This is a genomic window from Anabaena sp. FACHB-595 (assembly GCF_048568275.1).
Lineage (GTDB): Bacteria > Cyanobacteriota > Cyanobacteriia > Cyanobacteriales > Nostocaceae > Trichormus.
This window is the reverse complement of the sequence record NZ_CP183473.1, coordinates 3,040,603-3,059,790: the sequence shown is the minus strand read 5'-3', so window position 1 is coordinate 3,059,790 and position 19,188 is coordinate 3,040,603. Positions and strand designations below refer to the sequence as shown.

Genomic DNA, 19,188 nt, shown 5'->3' with positions numbered 1-19,188 from the left:
TTAGTGGAATAACTAGCCACTAACTACTAAATCTTCAGCCCTGAATCCTGATATTCTTCCCCCAAAGGATTTAACATATCCAAACCCAGAAATTTAGACTAAATCGGTCTTTCTTAATGATGAATTGGTATTAACGACGGATATATCTTCCACGCACGACCGGACGGACATATCTTCCACGCACAACTGGACGGACATATCTTCCACGTACAACTGGACGAGTATATCTTCCACGTACAACTGGACGAGTATATCTTCCACGCACAACTGGACGAGTATATCTTCCACGCACAACTGGACGGACATATCTTCTACGCACACTCCGACGTTGAGCAAGTAAAAAACCTTCAGTTTGATTACTAATTAGGTTTGCATCTGTTTCAATACTTTGTTGATCAATACTATTGTTGATAGTGGTAGCTTTTGCCTCAGTGAGCAGGGGGGGATAAACTAAGCTACAAAGTAATATGGCGATTGAAGATAGTTTGGTAACACTTTTCATTTTGTTAAGCTTTAGTAAAAAATTTATACCAGTGATAAACATAGAATTTTAGTAAATACCTATGTCTCTATCTTCAGAATGATATTTTTGTTACCTATAAGTTCATCAAATAATAGAGAAGCAACTCATACCACAGATATAAATCATGAATAATTCAGTTAAATTACTTACCAATCAAACCATCTTTGATGATGGGTGGGGACTGATTGTTGATAACGTCCCCAACCTACGCAAATCATAGCTTTCTGGTTATCTACACACCCTTTAGGTATTAACGCTGCCAATCATACATTAATCGTCCATGACGGTCACGAACAAGTTCCCATCCTCCACGACGATAGTATTGACCGCGATAATTTGCTCTACGATAATGCCGACCACGATAACGTCCATTACGATAGTAATGCCTGTAATAATGCCGATTATGATAGCGCCGTCTGTGGTAATGCCGTCTAGCCCGTCTTCTTCCGTGATAACGCCGTCTATATTGTCGGTGAGCTATTAATGTTTCTTTGTGTTCACCTTCGACTAAGTTTGTTTCTGCTTCAATAGTTTGCTCATTCAAAGCATTATTGAGAGTATTCTCTTTAGCTTCAACTAATGTAGGCGGATAGATGAAAGCTAATAACAGGAACACGATTGAGGATAGCTTTTGGAAACGGTTCACGTCTTTGCTTTTCCTAAAATATCGGTAATAAGTTTAATAAATACCTGAAATTAGGAAATGATATAGCTCACACTTCACAAACCTGAATCACGTAAATGTAATGAAAGTACTAATTTTGAATGCTGGTTCAAGCAGCCAAAAGAGTTGTCTATATGAAATTCCCGATGATGCTCTCCTGAGTGAAGCACCCCAGCCGCTTTGGGAAGGGAAAGTTAACTGGACTCAAGACAGAAGTGTGGCGGAAATTGAGGTCAAAACAGCTAGAGGTGAAACGCTCCATGAGTCTATATATGGTGATTCCCGTCAAGCACACGTCACCTATATGCTTTATACCCTCAGTCGCGGTGCAACTAAGGTTATCGGTCAATTATCCGAAATCGATGTGGTGGGACATCGGGTGGTACATGGTGGGCAAAATTACCGCCATAGTGTAATTATTACTGAAGAAGTGAAACAGGCGATCGCTAAATTATCCAACCTCGCCCCAGCACATAATCCTGCCGCCTTGGAAGGTATCGAAGCTATCGAAAAAAGTTTGGGTGATGTTCCCCAAGTAGCAGTGTTTGATACTGGCTTCCATGCCACTCTACCCGATGCCGCCGCTATTTATCCCGGCCCTTTTGAATGGGTGGAACAAGGTATCCGCCGCTATGGATTTCATGGCATTAGTCACCAATACTGTTCGGCTCGTGCGGCTCAAATCCTTGGTCGAGATTTGGCATCTCTGCGGATAATTACCTGCCATCTGGGCAATGGTTGCTCTTTGGCAGCAATTAAAAATGGTCGCAGTATTGACACTACAATGGGTTTCACACCTTTAGATGGGTTGATGATGGGTAGTCGTTCCGGTGCCATCGATCCGGGGATCATTGTTCACTTAATGCGACAATCAGATTACTCTGCTGAAAGATTGGACTATGTTTTAAATAAAGCTTCCGGCTTACGCGGTATTTCTGGGGTTTCCAGCGATTTACCCCAGGTCATAGAAGCCATTACCCAAGGTAACTACCGCGCCCAACTGGCGTGGGATATGTACGTACATCGGCTGCGTTCTGGGATTGGTTCCATGTTGGCGAGTCTGGGGGGTTTGGATGTGTTGGTGTTTACCGCAGGCGTAGGGGAAAAATCAGCAGGTATTCGCCAAGCAGCTTGTGAAGCCTTTGGGTTTTTAGGGTTAAAACTTGACCCAGAAAAGAACCAAAACAAACCAGTAGATATAGATATCGCCACTGCTGATTCTACAGTACGGGTGTTAGTAATTCATACTCAAGAAGATTGGGCGATCGCACAACAATGTTGGCATTTGTTAAAAAGGTAAGCGGGAGAGTGAGCGTATCATGAATTTACCTAGTAGTGGCCAGATATAACGTAAAGTACGTTTGACAATTTCTGGTGTCAACCACGAAAGAATTAGCAACAACAATAAGTAAATGTTACTCAACTCCCCAACGCCATGAGAAATAATACCAGAAACACTACAAACGATAGCCCAAACCCAATTATCCAAATTTTCGCTTTTAAGAGTAGTAAATCTTCGTAAAATCTTTACCAATATAGGGCGGCTAAAAGCTATTGTGATAGTCGCACCTATCCAAGTTATGACTGATGTTAACCCATTAATTGAATGTGAATTATAAGCCAAAAAACCAGCAGGCACAATCGCGGCTATTTCCCAAACTAACAGATTTAACTTACTCCTCAAAGCACCTAAAATTTGTTCTATGAGCCAATAGTGAGCCGCAACAATTTTCTGGCAATCAAAATTGTTATTTAGCAAATCCCACTTAATTTTGTGCAAAATATCGCCATGAAATAAGACAACACTTTGTAAAACGCGCTCTTGTTTATGAGCATCAACAGATTGTAATTGCTCTTGCTGATAATAAGAGGTGAAAGTAAAACCAGGTTGTAAAGAGGTGTTCTTTTGTAGAGATTTACTCCAAAAGGCTTGCAGAATATTTATTAAAAAAATAGTATAAGACTTGGTGACAGTTATCCTAGTCCCATCTTCTTCCTTCCTGGTTGGTACAAAATTATGGCTAAAGCAAGTGCAGTACCAGAGAGGTAGCAAAAGCTTTGGTGGAATCTCAATAGAAATACCCTTGTTTCTAGCTTCTTGGATTTGTTCTACGACTTGCTGATTCAGGTAAAAACTATAATCATTTTGCTCAACATGAAGCTGTAAAATATTGCCTTGGGGAATTTGCAAGGAAATCGCAATTATAGCATCAGCAGGATTATTTGTTTGGATTTTATTGTCTTCCATTTACAGCTAAATTTGCCATATTTCTTACCAAATTAATCATAAAATCTAGCACTCCATGCCATTGTTTTTCACCTGCAACTACACCTTCATTGTGAACTTGCAGGATTAAGTTTTTTGTTTCTTCTGGTAAACTGAACAGGTCTTTATGATATCGAGTAATAATATCTCCGTCTAACTGCATAACAGTTTGAGCATAAATAGTATCAGTCTTGGTACTTGTCACATCTCCACCATCAAGAGCGGCTTTCAATTCAGAAATCTTCCGCAGAGTACGCACAAATTTATCATTAATCAAAAGCGTATGAATTTCTTGGCAATTTTGTTGCCATTCTTGTTGCCAATTTTCATTACGATTGTCTGTATTTCCACTATCAATAACAGGAGAGGGAGAAGGTAATATAGGGCGGGCTAATTCCACATATCGAGGGTCTGATTCAACTATATTTCCTTGTTTAATTTCTTTTAACAATGCCAAGCGCTTGTGATATTGTTCTACTTTGTCATTGTGCAGTTTTTCATCCTCGATAATTATATAAAAATACTCTCTTTCAAGTTGAGCAAATAGACGTTGATAACGCTCTCGCAATGGGCTATCATCAGGGATTCCTTTTACCTTAAAATAATCTTTATCATGTATGGAATAAATTTCTTGATAAGCTTCCCATGCACTAAATTTAGACCCAGTAATATTAGAAACAACCATAGTATTGACTTCTAAGGCTGTAATATCATCAACTAATACTTGTACAGATGATACAAATTTATCTAATAAATTTCTACATTTAATCTCAAGAGTATCTCTTGTTTGATTACTATTTGTTAATTTCTTATTATTAAATCTACTATCACGCGCATCTGAATTCTCAAGAGCGTCTATTCCTTGAGTTTTATTTTGCATAGCAATCACCCTTTATTATTCTGGCAAATCTTGTTATTAAGTGATACCTATAGGTAGAAGTAGAGGCTAATTATTGACTCTCAAACTTACAACGCCCTTCACAGTTGTACCGTTTTGCGAGAGTTATACATTTCCATCAGAATTTTATATATTTTCTGGACGCTTTCTATATTCTTCTGCATGATTTCTCGACTATCTTTCACTTGAACTAAATGAAAGTTGAGTAGTTCGGCATAAGGGCCACTAGCTAAGAACTGACTACCTACTTCGTTTTCTATATCTCCACTGATCAAATTAATTTTGGTGTAAATTCGGTTTCCTGGTTTAGCAATTTCGGTGATGTTGTTTAGTTCTTCTTCTAATTGCGTTGATGGCTCTGCTACCCAAGTAGTGATTTCCAGTTCCACAACTTCAGCGATCGCTGACTTAATAGCATCAATAATTCTGTTAGCATCTAAGTTGTTAGAGTCAAGATGCGTAATTATGGACTGGAAATCATCCTTTTCTGATTTCAGAATTTTACTTTTCTTTACCGATTCTTCAGTGACAGTAATTTCCATGATTTTATAAAAGATGAAGATTTTTAAGTGCAGATCAGGTTTAATTCTAAGTGATGTTGGAAATTTTACTAACTTTTGATGAATAAAGTTAAGTAAATTTAACAAATGAGTTCAGCACATATTCGATGATGCTTGCTCGGTAGGAGTATAACATAGCACTTAAAACTTAAAAGTGTAGCGAAAATTTTTAAGTTGAAGTAATGTCAATTTATTGCCGATAAAACAGAATATTGAAGGCTTCAGAATCCCGGTATCTTGGATACTGGGACTCTCGTTTCTTACAAATCATATGTCTGAAGAATTTATCGTTGGTAGTAAAGTCCGTGTAGTGGCATTACCGCCCTATATCAAAACCGCAGACCCCATGCCCATGCTACGCCCCCCTGATGTGATTCAACTTGGTGAAGAAGGCATTGTACTTGACCGTCGTCCTGGCGGATATTGGGGTGTCCGCTTTACTAAAGGTGCATTTCTCATCGATAGCCAATACATCGAAAGTGTGGATAAGCTTCCAGAAAATCATGATGTGTAAGGGTGTAAAGATTGTGAACTGGAATATCTATACCCCCATCCCCTAAAAATTGTAAACTTGTGTAAAGATATCATTCTTGTTTACATCATGATTTCCCGACGCAATTTTCTGCATATTTTGCTTGTCAGCTGCTTTGCTGTTATTAGCTGGTTAAACTTGCCCCCCACTGCCTATGCACTTGGGGGCAAACTCCCCCCTATCAACCAACCTGCACCCGATTTTACGTTACCAACCAATACAGGTGATGGTAAACTTTCTCTTGGTGATTTGCGGGGTAAATGGGTAGTCTTGTATTTTTACCCCAAAGACTTTACATCGGGTTGCACGATTGAAGCTCGTCGTTTTCAGCAAGATTTACCAACCTATCTAGATAAAAATGTCCAGATTATTGGTGTGAGTGCTGATGATATAGACTCCCATGCTGAATTTTGTGATTCCGAGGGTCTAAAATTTCCTTTGTTGGCTGATACTGATGGTGCAGTTAGTAAAGCCTACGGTTCTTGGATCGGTTATGTATCTATGCGTCATAGCTTTATCATCGATCCACAAGGTATTCTCCGGGAAACTTTTGTCAAAGTTAACCCGTCTGTTCACAGTACAGAAGTTTTGGCTCGACTTGAAAAATTGCAGTCCACAGCTTCTTGAACTTTGTTACCGAAAATTTGTGTTTAAAACCTCCCCTTTCTCAGGGGACTTTCATCACTAATGTTTGCAACCGTATCGGTATTACATCAAAAGCAAGACAAAAGCTAATCCGCCTAGCTCAAGATAACGGCAAAAACTAGGCTTATTAGCTTAAAAACAGAGAATTATCAACGCATTCCATCATTATCAATAGCATTGTATATGCCATCAGGGGCAAGTCCCAACCAAGGGTCAGAATTAGGAGTTAGAAATAGTTGAGCATATACTTTGTCATTGAGTATTGCCACATCACTAGTCTGATTACCTTCCACAAACCATTGATGAATTTGGCTGTGTAGAATATATTCATTTCTAACTGTATCTAAAGCCATTACTGACTCAAAGTTTTTTACCAATTTCTGTAAATTAGCTGCTTTAGTTTTAGCTCGTATTAAAGCAACGCTGTTTTGATCTAGTTTAGTATCAGCTATGTAAAGTTGAGCGATTTTGTTCCAAGATTCCTCATCTGTGATTTTTGCCAGCGTCTCCCGATTGTTAGTAGGCTGAATAGTCCTGAGTAAGGGACGCTCTACAGCCATCTTAGAAACTGCCAAAGAAGCTGCTAACTCTGCCGTTGGTGGCTGACTTGTATTACTTGGTGATTGTGTCAACCGGGGAAAAGAATTAATTCCTAGTTGAGATAAATCTGCTGTCCATTGAGTTTGGATTGCTTGCAGGCGATCGCTGTGATATTTTTTTAAAAAAGCATCACGATTGGCAACAGGAATCCGTCGATATTCTTGCGATAATAATTCAGCTTGTTGTAGTTGTTGCAAAAAAGCTTTAGGGCTGTAAAGTCCAGGTATAGCATCAATGGGACGACCAGACCCATCTAATATATGATGAATGCTGTTACCTGTAATCGTTCGTTCTAGTTTCCGACCATCGCCAAAGTCGATTGTCACCTTTGGTACAGGGCGCACTGATTCCCAGTGTAAAATAAAACGGTCTTGCAACAGATGAGAAATTTCTGCATTAGGATACAATGCAACACGGAAGAATCGACTATTAGCACAACTCAAATCCTGATCAAGCCTACCTAACAACCGTAAAGATAAAATCGGCTTACCACTAGCCTGAGCTGCTGCTTTAGCTTGTTCTATGTCGGTGTACCAGTAAAGACGAGAAGCATAACAGTCTCGTTGCTGGCAGAGTGCATCTAAAGCTTTTCTGACTTGGGGGTTATTAAGTTTACTGCTATGGGATTTAAGAAACACTTGCAACCCCTTTGTCCCCTGTTTTCGCAATGTTGCTACTTCCTGAGATAGTTGAGATGCTTGACTTACAGGAATTTGCGCCTCAGCAGCCTGTAAAAAACTCAAGCTGAATATCATCAAGATACAGGGATTTCTGAGATTACTAAATTTCATATATTTAATGTAGTAAAGGATATACAAGGATATACTAAGTGGGATGGGAATGCTCAAACGGTTATAGGCTACATTCCACCGTAGGCGATCGTGAAGTATCAATATGAAGACAAGTATTGGAGTGTAAGAGTTTCCAAATCAGAAAAATATGAAGAAACTTTATTAAAAAGTGCCAAACATATAGCGTTTCCTAGTCTGCTGAGGCACAAATATCTGCGTACCTCTGCATTTAAAAATATTATCTGTACTTCACTTAACTGGGAATCGCCATAACATATATCTTCAATTAAGATAAGAACCTCAAACGCTAATTTCCTAGGGCATCTTTTAGATTTAATAACCCTCATAATTATTGAATTTAAGGTATTGTGTATTTTTGATATAAAAACAAGAACTAATCTAATAAATCAATTTTTTCTAAATTAAGAATAGACTTTTTTCTTTTTGTAATTTGCTAATTGAGAAGAAGGTATTAACACTCTTTTATGACTTTGATGAAAGAAAAAAATGTAGGTTGGGTTGAACTTTAGTGAAACCCAACAAAACCAAGGATTTTTCGTGTTGGGTTACTCTATGAGAAGGCTGCGCCTACGTTCCTCAACCCAACCTACTCATAAATTTATCAAAGCCTTAACAATCAAGGATTGTGAATTTTTATTTAACGAGAGTAATAGAAGAGCGTTAACTAATATCCGTCCTCAATTTTATTACTAGCATACATGAGTTGCTAGTAATTTTTGATACAATAGTCTTACTTGATTGTGGCAATCCATCAAGTAAGACTATTGTCCACCAAAATCTTTTCTCCGTCGATATTATCAACCCCGGACATACTTAGATTTTGCCAATACTAAGATAAACTTTATACGTAGTCTAGATGTAAATGCTCAAAAAAATACGCACTACAATCAGATTTTTCAAGTATATTTAATTTTTTGAATACATTATTTTATACATATACAGAAAATTTAATTAAATTATCATTCCTTTAAAAAAGAAAAAAAATATTGTCAATTGTATTACAGCTAACACTTGAAATCCCTACAGCCAAAAGAATCTTCTAGAATTAAGAAAGGTGATAAGTACATATACCAACGGAGGAAAAAAGAACTCATGGCTGGTGGCGAGTCTCAGACCCCTGTTACTCTGTCAGACAGAGAACTGCAAATTATCGACTTAGTGGCCGCTGGCTTAACTAACCAAGAGATTGCAGCAAAACTGGAAATTAGCAAACGCACAGTTGATAATCACATTAGCAACATCCTCGACAAGACGCGAACGGAAAACCGAGTAGCGCTCGTCCGATGGGCTTTACAGTGGGGTAAAGTCTGCTTGAATGACGTTAACTGCTGTTCTCTACCAAACCAGAACGACTGACACAAGTTAATGGCGTGTGGCAAACGCCATTGAGTGCATCTAGCACAGCGACGAATGTTGTCTGGTAATACAGATAATTTTGATGGTTTACTGATTGTTTTCTCCTCACGCATCTTTTTTGTGAACCTCTAGCGCAAGTCTGATAAACGTCAACATCAAGCAGAACAGAATCATCATCTGTTAGTTATCGTGCGGAGTTATTTTCCTCATTGCTCAACAGAAGGGTGATAAAGGTATGAGGGATAACGGTGTAAATGTCTAAAACCATTACCCCTTCAAACCCGCACTTTGGTATGAGCGTCAGCGTTCAACTGAGCGCTCATGTCGTTCTCTTCGTTGCCTGCGGGACGCTACACGCAGCTTGCTTCCCCGGAAGAATACACTTAGCGTCTCATAGAGCATTACATCCTCATACCCTTACACCCATTCTGACCAGCAATGGGCGGCGACTTAAACTTATGTCAATAGACCTTGAAAAAATCATCAACAAAAATTAGCAACAATCCCTAGCTTCAAGCGTTACATTTGTAAGAAATCTATATTGCTCCATCAACTTGGGAGCAGTGTTCTTATGGATACCTCTGCTTATGTTCAAGGTAGCTCGTCTCCCTTTGATTTTCTAAATTTTGACTTGACAACACCTCAACCAAAACAGGATGCTGACTTACTAAAAAATCTGTCTTTCATACCAGGGTTGAAAGAAATCTTGATGCTGCGGCAAGTTCACGCCCTCGAACACGCCACAGTTTGGGTTTTGAGTGAAACTAGAAACACTCAAACGCCTATTAGTAGACCAAGCCCAGTTCAAGTTGACAACGAGCTACTAGGTGGTTTGTCTACAGACCAAGGCTTTTACCTCTACGGAGAGGTGAATATTAGCAATTTGCGGCGTGCTGTCACCCTTGCTCTCCACCGCCTGACCAATGGTGAATGGGATTTAGCTGTACACCCCCGGTGCGGTACGAACTTATCAGTGGCTATGCTACTAGCGGCTGGACTAGCAGTGGGTGTAAATCTCATGTTACCGTTCCGTCCTGTAGAACAATTGATAGGCTTAGGATTGGCAGCTACCACCGCATCTGAAATTGCACCCGATTTAGGCTTAATAGCGCAGCGATACATTACCACTGCGATTCCTTTTAACTTGGCAGTAGAAAATATTACTATTTCCCGCGATGTTTGGGGTCGCCAAGGGCATTTTATTAAGGTGGCATGGCGAGAGAGTCATTAGTCAAGTCGCTGCGCTCCAATTCAAAAAAAGTCGATAGTCAATAGTCATTCTCCTTGCTCCTATTCCTTCATGCGAAAACTTTATTTCTTAGTCCCAGGAACTGATGGCAAATTTGCTTGCGGTGGTCTTTGGGCAGAGTTAAAATCATTTAAATTGGCGCAACAAATTTGTCATGCCGAAGTTGTGACTTACCGTCAAAGAGAAGTCGGGAAGTTATTTCTTGATGAACTGTTGAAAGAGAAAAATTTAGACGACGTAATCTTTGTAATTAGCTGGGGTTTTGACATAGCTAAGTTAGCGGCAAAACTCAAGCCATACAATGTGGTTTATCATGCTCACAGTGCAGGTTATAAGTTCAGCCTACCTGCAAGTATTCCCATCATTACTGTGAGTCGTAACACTTTGGGATATTGGGGACAAAAAGCCCCTAATTCTCTCATTTATTATGTACCAAATGAAATTAGTCCTGAATTTAGAAATTTACATACAGAAAGAGACATAGATGTTTTAGTTCAGGCGCGAAAATCTTCTGAATATCTGATAAAACAACTCATTCCAGCTTTAAAAGAAAAATGTAAAGTCGAGGTAGTTAATTCTTATGTTGAAGATTTACCTGGGCTATTTAATCGCACTAAAGTTTATCTTTATGATTCTGCTGAATACTGGGCGCAACAGAATGTTAGTGAAGGTTTTGGTTTACAACCAATGGAAGCCTTGGCTTGTGGGTGTCAGGTTTTTTCTAGTGTTAATGGTGGACTGTCAGATTATTTAGACCCTGGTTTTAATTGTCATAAAATTTCTGGTTATTCCCAAGAATATGATGTCCAGCGTATTCTCAAGGTGATAGATTCTTCCATATCGGCAAATTTATCAGAAGATTTCTTTGTTGAATATCGTGTTGAAAATATTTTGAAGCGTTTGCAAGTAATTCTAAAGGAAATAAACGAATTTTTTGACCACAGACAATATCAAGAAAGTAATATACCTAGTTTAACTAAAGTGAGGTTGGTGAGGCTTTTTCTCAATAGAATATATAATAAATTTCAAAAGAAATATTTTCAAGGCTTGTAGAAAATTTTAGTAAGATATTAAATTATATAGGACTCATACCTAATTTTTGAAATAGATTTAGACGCGCATTAGCTTAGTTAAATCTGATTCCTAAAGCTACACTCACTTAACCCGTTTTCTAGAGACAAGGCGTAAAATAAATGGCAATAGTAGTTGTAGTTTTTAATACTGCCATTTCTGTAATACTACTTTATATAGCTTGGCGAGTCTGGCAGTTGAAACGACTCATAGCATTTATCGCCGATCGCCTCATCGATTATGAGCGCTGTAGTCATGATTTACTATATAAAGCACCGGAAAATATTTATCTTGGCCAGCAAAATCTTCAAAATCTGCGGTTGAGTAACCAAAGTTTACAGATCCAAATTCAGCAAGTAAGGCAAATTCTGAGTTTATTACTGCTCGGTCAACGCACCTGGGGGCGTTATGTCCGCAAACAAGTTTCTATATCGGAAAAATGAAGTCTGTAGAATCATATCAGGCATAAAAGCAACATTTTTGGTTGATATATTGTCACGCTAAATTAATCAGATAAAATTACTGGTGTTTTTCAAAAGGCGAAAACCACCTAAAATAAGTGTAAGGAGAGAAACAATATAAGATGTCTAATAACCGTTCTGGAACATTTATTGGCGGTATGATGCTGGGAGCTACCATTGGTGCTTTAGCAGGGCTGCTTGCTGCTCCACGCACAGGGCGCGAAACTCGTAAACTTTTGAAAAAGTCTGCTGATGCCATCCCCGAATTAGCAGAAGATTTATCAACAAGTGTACAAATTCAAGCAGATCGGCTGTCTACCAACGCTTTGCGAAATTGGGATGAAACTTTAGATAGATTACGGGATGCGATCGCAGCTGGTATGGATGCTAGTCAGCGCGAAAGCCAAGTCTTGAAACGCCAACAAGCTACCCCAGACGCTGATTCTCTTGCCCAAGAATTAGAAACCCCATAATTATGAGACAGAAATACATACAGTAAACCTTGTTTTCCTGTGTAGGTACAAGCCTAGTCGTAGATTATTTGAATTTTTATTGCCGTGGTTGAACCCCTGTTTTGGTTGGGACTGTCAATTGTCTTAGTCGCTACCAGCTTAACTGCTGTTTTGGTAGCGGCGATACCCGCTTTGCAGGAATTAGCACGGGCAGCTCGCAGTGCCGAAAAGTTATTTGATACTCTCTCAAGGGAACTACCACCTACACTAGAGGCCATCCGTACAACAGGCTTGGAAATTACAGATTTAACAGAAGATGTTAGCGAAGGTGTCAAAAGTGCCAGTCAGGTTGCAAGACAAGTTGATCAAAGCCTAGATGGTGCAAGAAAACAAGCTCAAAATCTGCAAGTAGGCACACGCAGCATATTTGTTGGTGTCAAAACCGCTTGGAAAACCTTTACCCGACAAAAAACTACAAGACGAGCAGTTGAGCGTTTATCTATCACAGAACCATCTTCTTTTGCTCTTCGAGAACGAGAAGCACTCAAAGCAGAAAATCGCCTACCCAAAGCAGAAGCATACCGGAGTCATGATGGTTACAGTGAAGCTTCTAACTGGAACAACGGCATTGATGATGAGGAATTTCCTTAGAGACGTTGCAGTGTAACTTCTGTACATAGGGCTTGCTGTGCAATGTTCCTAAAACGTTTGTACATATTCCAGCGTCTGTAGTTCTCTTTGACTCCCCAATCTCCAAGAATAATCTTTGCTTTCATCCCTAAGATTAGAGTAAAGTAAACAAGTGTAACAAACTATCACTTTTCTCATACTCTTTTGAAGTAACTTGTTCACTTTTACTGTTGATATTTGTATAAGAACGTCCATGCAGTCTCGTTTTTGGCGACGAATTTTAGTATCTATTACAGTATTTTTCTTGGCTGGGTCACTTTGGGTAATGAATTCCCCCTCTGCGCTGGCTTACGACAATCCTGAGTTGTTACCTAAGTTTTTCACACCAGTTGTAGACCTAGCTAAATCACTCCCTGACCCGCAAGAAGAAAAGCTAGTCGAAGACATAGAGCAATTTGAGGCTGATACTGGTTGGAAACTACGTGTACTGACTCAGTATGACCGCACTCCGGGTAGGGCTGTAATTAATTATTGGGGTTTGGATGATAAAAGCATTCTCCTAGTTGCTGACTCCCGTGGCGGGAACATCCTCAGTTTTAGCGTTGGTGATGCAGTTTATGAACTGTTACCCCGGACTTTTTGGATAGAACTACAAACCCGCTTTGGGAATTTGTATTTTGTCCGAGAACAAGGTGAAGACCAAGCGATTTTACAAGCTTTAGATTCAGTTAAAGGCTGTTTACTTAAAGGTGGTTGTAACGTTGTACCTGGACTACCCAGGGAACAGTGGATTTTAACCTTAATTACATCCATTATTGGTGGAATTATTTGTGGCTTTGCTGGACAACCCCGCAAGGAAGGACAAATTTTTGCTTGGCAATGGGCTTTAATTTTCTCACCATTGTGGGGAATTTTGTTCATAGCCTTTGGTATCGGGCCTGTGGTAACGCGCACAAGTGACTGGCTACCTCTAGTCCGCAACTTCTCCGGTTTCTTCATTGGGGGTTTAGTGGCTTACTTATCCCCTGTTTTTAGTCGTCCTTCGTCTAATGCTAATTCGTAGATGGGATTGGGGATTGGGGATTGGGGATTGGTGAAAAATATATTACTAGCCTCTAAGCTCTAATCTCTAATCTCTAATCTATCTCCTCTTACTTAGCGATCGCCCAAACTGATAAGCTGAAAGCTAGTCTCTGAGAATTGAATAGCAATGGAATGGCACGTAAGTGATGCTCAAAGTTTAGCAATTATCGATAGTGAAATTGGCGATCATGTGTTCTCGCCAGCAGAATATGAAATTGTTCGCCGCGTAATTTACGCTACGGCTGATTTTGAGTACAAGTCTTTAATCAGGTTTTCTGAGCGTGCTTTACAAGCCGGAGCCGCCGCATTGGCAGCACGGACTACTATTGTGGTAGATGTACCGATGGTGCAAACAGGTATTGCTTACGATATTCAAAAAACCTTTGCTAACCCAGTTTTTTGCAGTACAGAAACTTTGACTCGTCCCCAAATAGAAAAAACTCGCGCCGCATGGGGAATTGAAACTTTAGCCAAACGCTATCCAGAAGGTATTTTTATAGTAGGTCAAGCGCCAACAGCTTTAACTACATTAGTCAATTTAATTGAAGCAGAAGAGATTAACCCGGCTTTAATCATTGCTACTCCTGTAGGGTTAGGAGATATAGAAGATGCCAAAAGGCGCTTGCAAGACTCTTTAGTCCCTAATATCACAATCGACAGCCGCAAAGGTAATGCTGTTGTCGCAGCTGCGATCGCCGATGGTTTGATAGACTTGGCTTGGCAAGCTTATGGGCAGAAGAGGGAGTGATCAATTCAAAATTCAAAATTCAAAATTCAAAATACCCTACGGCTACTCCTGCGGAGAACTCGCAGGGTAGGCTACACCAACAAAATTCAAAATAGCCTACGGTAAGCTAAAGCTACAAAATTCAAAATTTCCCCTGCTCCCTGCTCCCTGCTCCCCTACCTCTTATCTCTCCCTACTCCTCAGTTCTGCGTCTGCGGCGTGGTTTATCTTGTCGGTCTGGGCGTAAACGGCTGCTGACTTCGTTAAAGAAATCCCTGCGTAGATAGGGATAATCGTTTACCCAGAGGTCGCGGCTGGGGATATAAACATCACTAAATTCTTCGATTCTGCTCAAATCAGGACGATCTGATAAGACAATCATCTCAGCAATTTGACCACGGGCGATGGCTTTATGGAAAGGACGTAGGGGTGCTTCTAACTCGACACTAAATCCTGTATCGTCGCCTACCTCAATATTGATCCGTTTTTCTCGGTTTTCGACAATTACCAATTCGCCTTTGCTGTTGACAGTTTCTTGTTTACCCATCAACTTATCTGTAATCCACCAATCCAAAATTCGCCCACGGAAAAAGCCACTGTACTTGTAACGGCGGCATTTTGCATTACGTAGGCTAGCTTGAAGTACGGGGTACCACATCCAGAAAAAGGCGGCGAATACACCCAAGAAAAAGATGATAAGGCCAAACTCTAAGCGAAAAACTGACCTAATCAGGAGAATCACAACTACGGATACTACAGAAGCTAGCAGGCGCTGCAAAAAGTTGGAAAACTTTCCCCAGTAGTACTTATACTGCGGGCCAGTGGCAATTAAAGGAATTAGTTGTTCAAATTTCTGGCGAGTCAGTGGAACTAACATGAGTGGGGAATGGGGAGTTTGAAGTTTAAAGGATCTTTTCTAAACCATATACTAACGACTTTAGCTGTAAGACTTTGCGAATCGCAAGTAAAACTCCAGGCATATAGCAGGCGCGATCGCTTGTATCATGGCGTAATGTATAAATTTGTCCTGGTGCGCCAAAAATTACTTCTTGATGGGCTATCAGTCCGGGTAAGCGGACGCTATGAATTCTAATTCCTTCCTCAGCTAAACTACCTCTAGCTCCGGGTATTTTTTCCGTCTCTTCCACAATAGCAGAGTTAAAAGTTTTACCCAATTCTGCTAGTAACTCGGCGGTTTGAATAGCTGTACCACTGGGTGCATCGGCTTTTTGATTGTGGTGCAGTTCGATGATTTCTACGTGGTCAAAATATTGTGATGCGGTGACGGCTGCTTGTTGTAGCAACACCATACCTATGGAGAAGTTAGGAATAATCAGACAGCCAGTGCTGGCTTTTTCGGCAAAATCAGCTAAATTTTGGATTTGTGCTGGGCTTAATCCTGTCGTACCAACAACCGGACGAATACCGTAGGCGATCGCACTGCGTACATTATCATAAACTGAGTCAGGATGAGTAAAGTCTACTATTACCCCTGGCGGCCCCTGTCTTTCTCCAGCGACATAACCCAGCATTGGTTCTAGTTGGTTTGTGATGGGAACTTCCAGAGGTTCACTTAACCCCGCTAATTCTCCTGCATCTTTACCTTGATGTTCTGGACTGCTGTCAATTGCACCCAATAAGTTTAAGTCTGGTGCTTGGGCTACTGCTTTGACTACTTCACGTCCCATTTTGCCAGCAGCACCATTGACAATAACTGGGATAGGAGCTTGATTTGTCATAACTCTTCCTGATTTTACCGATTACCAATCCCCACAGATATTATCAGTTTTCCCACGTAAATGATCTCAGCAATATAATCAACCCAAGTAGGCTTTTTTCACGCGCTCATCATTAATTAAGTTGGATGCAGCCCCTGATAAGGTAATAGAACCAGCTTCCAAAACATATCCTCTATCAGCGATTTGTAGGGCTAAATTGGCGTTCTGCTCCACAAGTAAAATAGTCACACCAGTAGCACGCAAATTTTCAATAATCGAGAATATTTCCCTCACAATAGCTGGTGCTAAACCCAAGCTAGGCTCATCTAACAGTAACAGTTGTGGTCTACTCATTAAAGCACGAGCGATCGCCAACATTTGCTGCTCTCCACCACTCAGAGTTCCGGCTAGTTGATTTTGTCGTTGTGCTAGCCGGGGGAACAACTCAAATTGTTGTTTAATATCGGCTTTAATCTCTGTTTGATTGGAGCGAATATATGCACCCAAAAGTAAATTATCTAAAACTGTTTGCTTTGCCAATACTCTCCGCCCTTCCGGACAATGGGCAATACCAAACTTCACAACTTCATGGGGTAGACGGCGCGTAATATTCCGTCCACTATAAATAATTTGCCCATTCTTCGGAGTAACTATCTTCGATATCGCCCTTAATGTGGTACTTTTACCTGCACCATTCGCACCAATTAATGTAACAACCTCACCTTTTTGAATAGTTAAATTAATCTTTTTCAGAGCTTGAATACCGCCATAGTTAACATCAAGTTCCTGAATCTCTAAAATTTTAAAATCTTGTCTATTTTCATATCGGCTTTCATCTGCGTTCATCGGCGGTTTAAATCTAGAAATATTGAGTTCTGACATAATATCTAACATACCTCAATATCAGTAAACCAGTTAGAATCATTGCTAGCATTTTTTGCTAGCTTTGTATTAGAAACTCATTTAGTCCAGCAAATAATGAGGTGGGATATGGCAGTATTGCGAGAATCGCCTTGGTATCAAGAAATCCTTGCTGAAGGTGAAAAACGTGGACTACAGCAGGGACTACAGCAGGGTATGCAACGGCAATTAATCCGACTCTTAGAACGGCGTTTTGGTGAAATTCCCCAAGAGTTAACAGCAAGGCTAGAAGGGGAGACTGTAGAGCGATTAGAAAACCTGATGATAGTGCGATCGCTGTTAGTTCATTAGCAGAATTTCAGCAGACTTATTCATTGCCCAAATAAGCCTCAATTACAGCCGGATCATTCCTGACTACAGATGGTTCACCTAAAGCAATTAATTGTCCAAAATCTAATACAGCAATCCTGTCACACAAACCCATGACTAAGGGTACGTGATGCTCAATTAAAATGATAGTTAAATTGAAGCGATCGCGGATCTCCCGAATAAAATCACTCAATTGCTGTTTCTCACTGGGATTCATCCCCGCCGCAGGTTCATCGAGTAGTAATATTTGCGGTTCTAAAGCTAAAGCACGGGCGATTTCTAAACGCCGTTGATCACCGTAGGCAAAGTTGCGGGCTTTTTCTTGGGCGCGATCGCTTAAACCCACCATCTCTAATAATTCTAAAGCTTTCTCTCTACTGCGAGATTCTTCTTTAGGTGCTGGTGGTAATCCTAAAACACCTGTAAATATAGTACTTTTAGTATGTAAATGACGGGCAATTATCACATTTTCTAGTGCCGATAATTCCCCAAATAAGCGAATATTTTGAAATGTCCGCGCAATACCCAAACTAGCAATTTGATGAGGGCGTAATTTAGCAATTGCTTTATTCTGATAAATTAATTCACCACTGGAAGGTGGAATTAAAGCTGTAATTAAGTTAAACAGTGTAGTTTTACCCGCACCATTAGGCCCTATCAAACCGAAAATTTCATAGTGATTAACTGTAAAAGATACATTATTTACCGCTACTAAACCACCAAAGCGGCGTGTGAGTGACTTTGCTTCTAATATAACTCTACTTTTATCTAGGCTCATCTATTTTTAGGCTTACCGAATTTAAAAATATCTGGAGTTACCAAACCCTGAGGAAAGAAAATAGTACCTGTAACTATTAACAACCCAAAAATAATTAACCTACCATCCCGGAGAAACTGGGCTAACCAAGTAGGAAAACCACCTGTATCAGCTAGTCCGCGTAAAACTTCTGGTAAAGCTGTAAATACCATACCACCAACAACTGAACCTAAAAAAGTTCTCGAACCACCAATTAAAACAAAAGTGAGGTAGATAATACTAGCATCAAATGTTCCTTGTCTGGCATTCCAAGTATTAAGAAAGTGGGCGCTAATCACACCCACAATACCAGCAAGCATCGCCCCTAAAGTAAATGCTAAAACTTTGTAGTAAGTTGGGTTAATCCCCATCGCCCCGGCTGCTAATTCATCTTCACGGATGGCAGTAAAAGCTCTACCTACTCGCACCCGTTCTAAACGGTAAAATAGCACCATACTAATTAATAGTAGTGGCAAAGTAATCCATAAATATTCGATTGGTGTTTGGAAGGGTTGAGGGATACCAAAAATACCGACAGCACCGCCTGTAATATCTAAATTTAGGGAGAGAACGCGTAAAACTTCCACAAAAGCGATAGTAGCGATCGCCAAATAAATTCCCCGCAAACGTAAAGCTGGAATACCTACAGCTATCCCTAATAAACCAGAGACTACAGCAGCAATTAACATTTCCAATAAAAGTAGCGGTATAGGAAATGAATTACTGTTAGTTTGAAAAACTTTGGTTGATAAAATCGCGGCAATATAACCACCTAAAGCATAAAATCCAGGGCTTGCTAAAGATAATTGCCCCGCCATAAGAGGTAAGTAAAGTGATAGTCCCAGTAACGCCCCCAACACCATAGAGACGATGAGAGAACCATAGGTGGAGAAAAATTCAGCCATTTTAAATTGC

At 40.1% G+C, this 19,188-nt stretch carries 23 protein-coding genes; 12 read left to right on the top strand and 11 right to left on the bottom strand.

Going from position 1 to position 19,188, the window contains the following annotated elements; genetic code table 11:
- Window positions 1-130 precede the first annotated feature (130 nt).
- Together ACN222_RS12805 and ACN222_RS12800 are read right to left on the bottom strand one after the other, a co-directional pair.
- A complete protein-coding gene (locus ACN222_RS12805) occupies window positions 131-502 on the bottom strand; it encodes a hypothetical protein (RefSeq protein WP_126987023.1) in 372 nt (123 codons plus the stop codon).
- Window positions 503-773: 271 nt separating this feature from the next.
- Entirely contained in the window at window positions 774-1,169 is a 396-nt protein-coding gene (locus ACN222_RS12800; RefSeq protein ID WP_044521417.1) for a hypothetical protein, read from the bottom strand.
- Between the two features lie 100 nt (window positions 1,170-1,269).
- Here ACN222_RS12800 and ACN222_RS12795 point away from each other — a divergent pair, with 100 nt between their 5' ends.
- Window positions 1,270-2,487, top strand: a complete 1,218-nt coding sequence (locus tag ACN222_RS12795) for an acetate kinase (RefSeq protein ID WP_010996717.1) — start codon at window positions 1,270-1,272, stop codon at window positions 2,485-2,487.
- Here the strand turns inward: ACN222_RS12795 and ACN222_RS12790 are convergent.
- From ACN222_RS12790 to ACN222_RS12780, 3 genes are all read right to left on the bottom strand, one after another.
- Window positions 2,476-3,435: a hypothetical protein gene (locus ACN222_RS12790; protein ID WP_010996716.1), complete on the bottom strand. Its 960-nt coding sequence runs from the start codon at window positions 3,433-3,435 to the stop codon at window positions 2,476-2,478. The genes ACN222_RS12795 and ACN222_RS12790 overlap by 12 nt on opposite strands.
- Window positions 3,422-4,333, bottom strand: a complete 912-nt coding sequence (locus ACN222_RS12785) for a hypothetical protein (protein WP_049942433.1) — start codon at window positions 4,331-4,333, stop codon at window positions 3,422-3,424. The genes ACN222_RS12790 and ACN222_RS12785 overlap by 14 nt, the downstream gene beginning before the upstream one ends.
- Window positions 4,334-4,431: 98 nt before the next feature.
- Window positions 4,432-4,893 (bottom strand): hypothetical protein, encoded by a 462-nt coding sequence (locus tag ACN222_RS12780; protein ID WP_010996714.1) that lies wholly within the window; start codon window positions 4,891-4,893, stop codon window positions 4,432-4,434.
- Window positions 4,894-5,182: 289 nt separating this feature from the next.
- Between ACN222_RS12780 and sipA the strand changes: the two genes are divergently transcribed.
- Window positions 5,183-5,425, top strand: coding sequence for a regulatory protein SipA (gene sipA, locus ACN222_RS12775; RefSeq protein ID WP_010996713.1), 243 nt, complete (start codon window positions 5,183-5,185; stop codon window positions 5,423-5,425).
- 87 nt (window positions 5,426-5,512) lie between these two features.
- Window positions 5,513-6,070 carry a peroxiredoxin gene (locus tag ACN222_RS12770; protein WP_010996712.1) on the top strand — a complete coding sequence of 186 codons (558 nt, stop codon included), beginning with the start codon at window positions 5,513-5,515 and terminating at the stop codon, window positions 6,068-6,070.
- Between the two features lie 167 nt (window positions 6,071-6,237).
- On the opposite strand, the gene ACN222_RS12765 is transcribed toward ACN222_RS12770, so the two are convergent.
- Window positions 6,238-7,479 carry a hypothetical protein gene (locus tag ACN222_RS12765; RefSeq protein ID WP_010996710.1) on the bottom strand — a complete coding sequence of 414 codons (1,242 nt, stop codon included), beginning with the start codon at window positions 7,477-7,479 and terminating at the stop codon, window positions 6,238-6,240.
- Between the two features lie 1,113 nt (window positions 7,480-8,592).
- Here ACN222_RS12765 and ACN222_RS12760 point away from each other — a divergent pair.
- From ACN222_RS12760 to ACN222_RS12725, 8 genes are all read left to right on the top strand, one after another.
- The gene (locus ACN222_RS12760) at window positions 8,593-8,856 is read left to right on the top strand and encodes a helix-turn-helix domain-containing protein (protein ID WP_010996707.1); all 264 of its coding nucleotides are present in this window, start codon (window positions 8,593-8,595) and stop codon (window positions 8,854-8,856) included.
- A gap of 571 nt (window positions 8,857-9,427) precedes the next feature.
- Window positions 9,428-10,087 (top strand): DUF6391 domain-containing protein, encoded by a 660-nt coding sequence (locus tag ACN222_RS12755; RefSeq protein WP_010996706.1) that lies wholly within the window; start codon window positions 9,428-9,430, stop codon window positions 10,085-10,087.
- 69 nt (window positions 10,088-10,156) lie between these two features.
- Window positions 10,157-11,158, top strand: a complete 1,002-nt coding sequence (locus ACN222_RS12750; RefSeq protein ID WP_010996705.1) for a glycosyltransferase — start codon at window positions 10,157-10,159, stop codon at window positions 11,156-11,158.
- Window positions 11,159-11,298: 140 nt separating this feature from the next.
- The gene (locus tag ACN222_RS12745; RefSeq protein ID WP_010996704.1) at window positions 11,299-11,619 is read left to right on the top strand and encodes a hypothetical protein; all 321 of its coding nucleotides are present in this window, start codon (window positions 11,299-11,301) and stop codon (window positions 11,617-11,619) included.
- 140 nt (window positions 11,620-11,759) lie between these two features.
- Window positions 11,760-12,110: a YtxH domain-containing protein gene (locus tag ACN222_RS12740; RefSeq protein WP_010996703.1), complete on the top strand. Its 351-nt coding sequence runs from the start codon at window positions 11,760-11,762 to the stop codon at window positions 12,108-12,110.
- Between the two features lie 84 nt (window positions 12,111-12,194).
- The gene (locus ACN222_RS12735) at window positions 12,195-12,740 is read left to right on the top strand and encodes a hypothetical protein (protein WP_010996702.1); all 546 of its coding nucleotides are present in this window, start codon (window positions 12,195-12,197) and stop codon (window positions 12,738-12,740) included.
- Window positions 12,741-12,972: 232 nt separating this feature from the next.
- Window positions 12,973-13,782, top strand: a complete 810-nt coding sequence (locus ACN222_RS12730) for a TPM domain-containing protein (protein WP_010996701.1) — start codon at window positions 12,973-12,975, stop codon at window positions 13,780-13,782.
- Between the two features lie 147 nt (window positions 13,783-13,929).
- Complete coding sequence (locus ACN222_RS12725) at window positions 13,930-14,550, top strand: precorrin-8X methylmutase (protein ID WP_010996700.1); 621 nt, start codon at window positions 13,930-13,932, stop codon at window positions 14,548-14,550.
- A gap of 172 nt (window positions 14,551-14,722) precedes the next feature.
- Here the strand turns inward: ACN222_RS12725 and ACN222_RS12720 are convergent, their stop codons facing one another.
- The 3 genes from ACN222_RS12720 to ACN222_RS12710 form a co-directional block, all read right to left on the bottom strand.
- Window positions 14,723-15,406 carry a hypothetical protein gene (locus ACN222_RS12720; protein WP_010996699.1) on the bottom strand — a complete coding sequence of 228 codons (684 nt, stop codon included), beginning with the start codon at window positions 15,404-15,406 and terminating at the stop codon, window positions 14,723-14,725.
- A 25-nt stretch (window positions 15,407-15,431) separates the two neighbouring features.
- Window positions 15,432-16,268 (bottom strand): 4-hydroxy-tetrahydrodipicolinate reductase, encoded by an 837-nt coding sequence (gene dapB / locus ACN222_RS12715; protein ID WP_010996698.1) that lies wholly within the window; start codon window positions 16,266-16,268, stop codon window positions 15,432-15,434.
- 78 nt (window positions 16,269-16,346) lie between these two features.
- On the bottom strand, window positions 16,347-17,093 hold the full coding sequence (locus tag ACN222_RS12710) for an ABC transporter ATP-binding protein (protein WP_044522999.1): 747 nt from the start codon (window positions 17,091-17,093) through the stop codon (window positions 16,347-16,349).
- A 144-nt stretch (window positions 17,094-17,237) separates the two neighbouring features.
- Here ACN222_RS12710 and ACN222_RS12705 point away from each other — a divergent pair, with 144 nt between their 5' ends.
- The gene (locus ACN222_RS12705) at window positions 17,238-17,459 is read left to right on the top strand and encodes a DUF4351 domain-containing protein (RefSeq protein ID WP_309295003.1); all 222 of its coding nucleotides are present in this window, start codon (window positions 17,238-17,240) and stop codon (window positions 17,457-17,459) included.
- Between the two features lie 16 nt (window positions 17,460-17,475).
- Here the strand turns inward: ACN222_RS12705 and ACN222_RS12700 are convergent, their stop codons facing one another.
- Window positions 17,476-18,255: an ABC transporter ATP-binding protein gene (locus ACN222_RS12700; RefSeq protein WP_010996695.1), complete on the bottom strand. Its 780-nt coding sequence runs from the start codon at window positions 18,253-18,255 to the stop codon at window positions 17,476-17,478.
- Window positions 18,252-19,178 (bottom strand): branched-chain amino acid ABC transporter permease, encoded by a 927-nt coding sequence (locus tag ACN222_RS12695; protein WP_010996694.1) that lies wholly within the window; start codon window positions 19,176-19,178, stop codon window positions 18,252-18,254. The genes ACN222_RS12700 and ACN222_RS12695 overlap by 4 nt, the downstream gene beginning before the upstream one ends.
- Window positions 19,179-19,188 lie beyond the last annotated feature (10 nt).

Bases quoted from the DNA above. Each gene is read 5' to 3' on its own strand.
- ACN222_RS12805 (WP_126987023.1), bottom strand. From the start codon at position 502: ATGAAAAGTGTTACCAAACTATCTTCAATCGCCATATTACTTTGTAGC.
- ACN222_RS12795 (WP_010996717.1), top strand. From the start codon at position 1,270: ATGAAAGTACTAATTTTGAATGCTGGTTCAAGCAGCCAAAAGAGTTGT.
- ACN222_RS12790 (WP_010996716.1), bottom strand. From the start codon at position 3,435: ATGGAAGACAATAAAATCCAAACAAATAATCCTGCTGATGCTATAATT.
- ACN222_RS12785 (WP_049942433.1), bottom strand. From the start codon at position 4,333: ATGCAAAATAAAACTCAAGGAATAGACGCTCTTGAGAATTCAGATGCG.
- ACN222_RS12780 (WP_010996714.1), bottom strand. From the start codon at position 4,893: ATGGAAATTACTGTCACTGAAGAATCGGTAAAGAAAAGTAAAATTCTG.
- sipA (WP_010996713.1), top strand. From the start codon at position 5,183: ATGTCTGAAGAATTTATCGTTGGTAGTAAAGTCCGTGTAGTGGCATTA.
- ACN222_RS12770 (WP_010996712.1), top strand. From the start codon at position 5,513: ATGATTTCCCGACGCAATTTTCTGCATATTTTGCTTGTCAGCTGCTTT.
- ACN222_RS12765 (WP_010996710.1), bottom strand. From the start codon at position 7,479: ATGAAATTTAGTAATCTCAGAAATCCCTGTATCTTGATGATATTCAGC.
- ACN222_RS12760 (WP_010996707.1), top strand. From the start codon at position 8,593: ATGGCTGGTGGCGAGTCTCAGACCCCTGTTACTCTGTCAGACAGAGAA.
- ACN222_RS12755 (WP_010996706.1), top strand. From the start codon at position 9,428: ATGGATACCTCTGCTTATGTTCAAGGTAGCTCGTCTCCCTTTGATTTT.
- ACN222_RS12750 (WP_010996705.1), top strand. From the start codon at position 10,157: ATGCGAAAACTTTATTTCTTAGTCCCAGGAACTGATGGCAAATTTGCT.
- ACN222_RS12745 (WP_010996704.1), top strand. From the start codon at position 11,299: ATGGCAATAGTAGTTGTAGTTTTTAATACTGCCATTTCTGTAATACTA.
- ACN222_RS12740 (WP_010996703.1), top strand. From the start codon at position 11,760: ATGTCTAATAACCGTTCTGGAACATTTATTGGCGGTATGATGCTGGGA.
- ACN222_RS12730 (WP_010996701.1), top strand. From the start codon at position 12,973: ATGCAGTCTCGTTTTTGGCGACGAATTTTAGTATCTATTACAGTATTT.
- ACN222_RS12725 (WP_010996700.1), top strand. From the start codon at position 13,930: ATGGAATGGCACGTAAGTGATGCTCAAAGTTTAGCAATTATCGATAGT.
- ACN222_RS12720 (WP_010996699.1), bottom strand. From the start codon at position 15,406: ATGTTAGTTCCACTGACTCGCCAGAAATTTGAACAACTAATTCCTTTA.
- dapB (WP_010996698.1), bottom strand. From the start codon at position 16,268: ATGACAAATCAAGCTCCTATCCCAGTTATTGTCAATGGTGCTGCTGGC.
- ACN222_RS12710 (WP_044522999.1), bottom strand. From the start codon at position 17,093: ATGAACGCAGATGAAAGCCGATATGAAAATAGACAAGATTTTAAAATT.
- ACN222_RS12705 (WP_309295003.1), top strand. From the start codon at position 17,238: ATGGCAGTATTGCGAGAATCGCCTTGGTATCAAGAAATCCTTGCTGAA.
- ACN222_RS12700 (WP_010996695.1), bottom strand. From the start codon at position 18,255: ATGAGCCTAGATAAAAGTAGAGTTATATTAGAAGCAAAGTCACTCACA.
- ACN222_RS12695 (WP_010996694.1), bottom strand. From the start codon at position 19,178: ATGGCTGAATTTTTCTCCACCTATGGTTCTCTCATCGTCTCTATGGTG.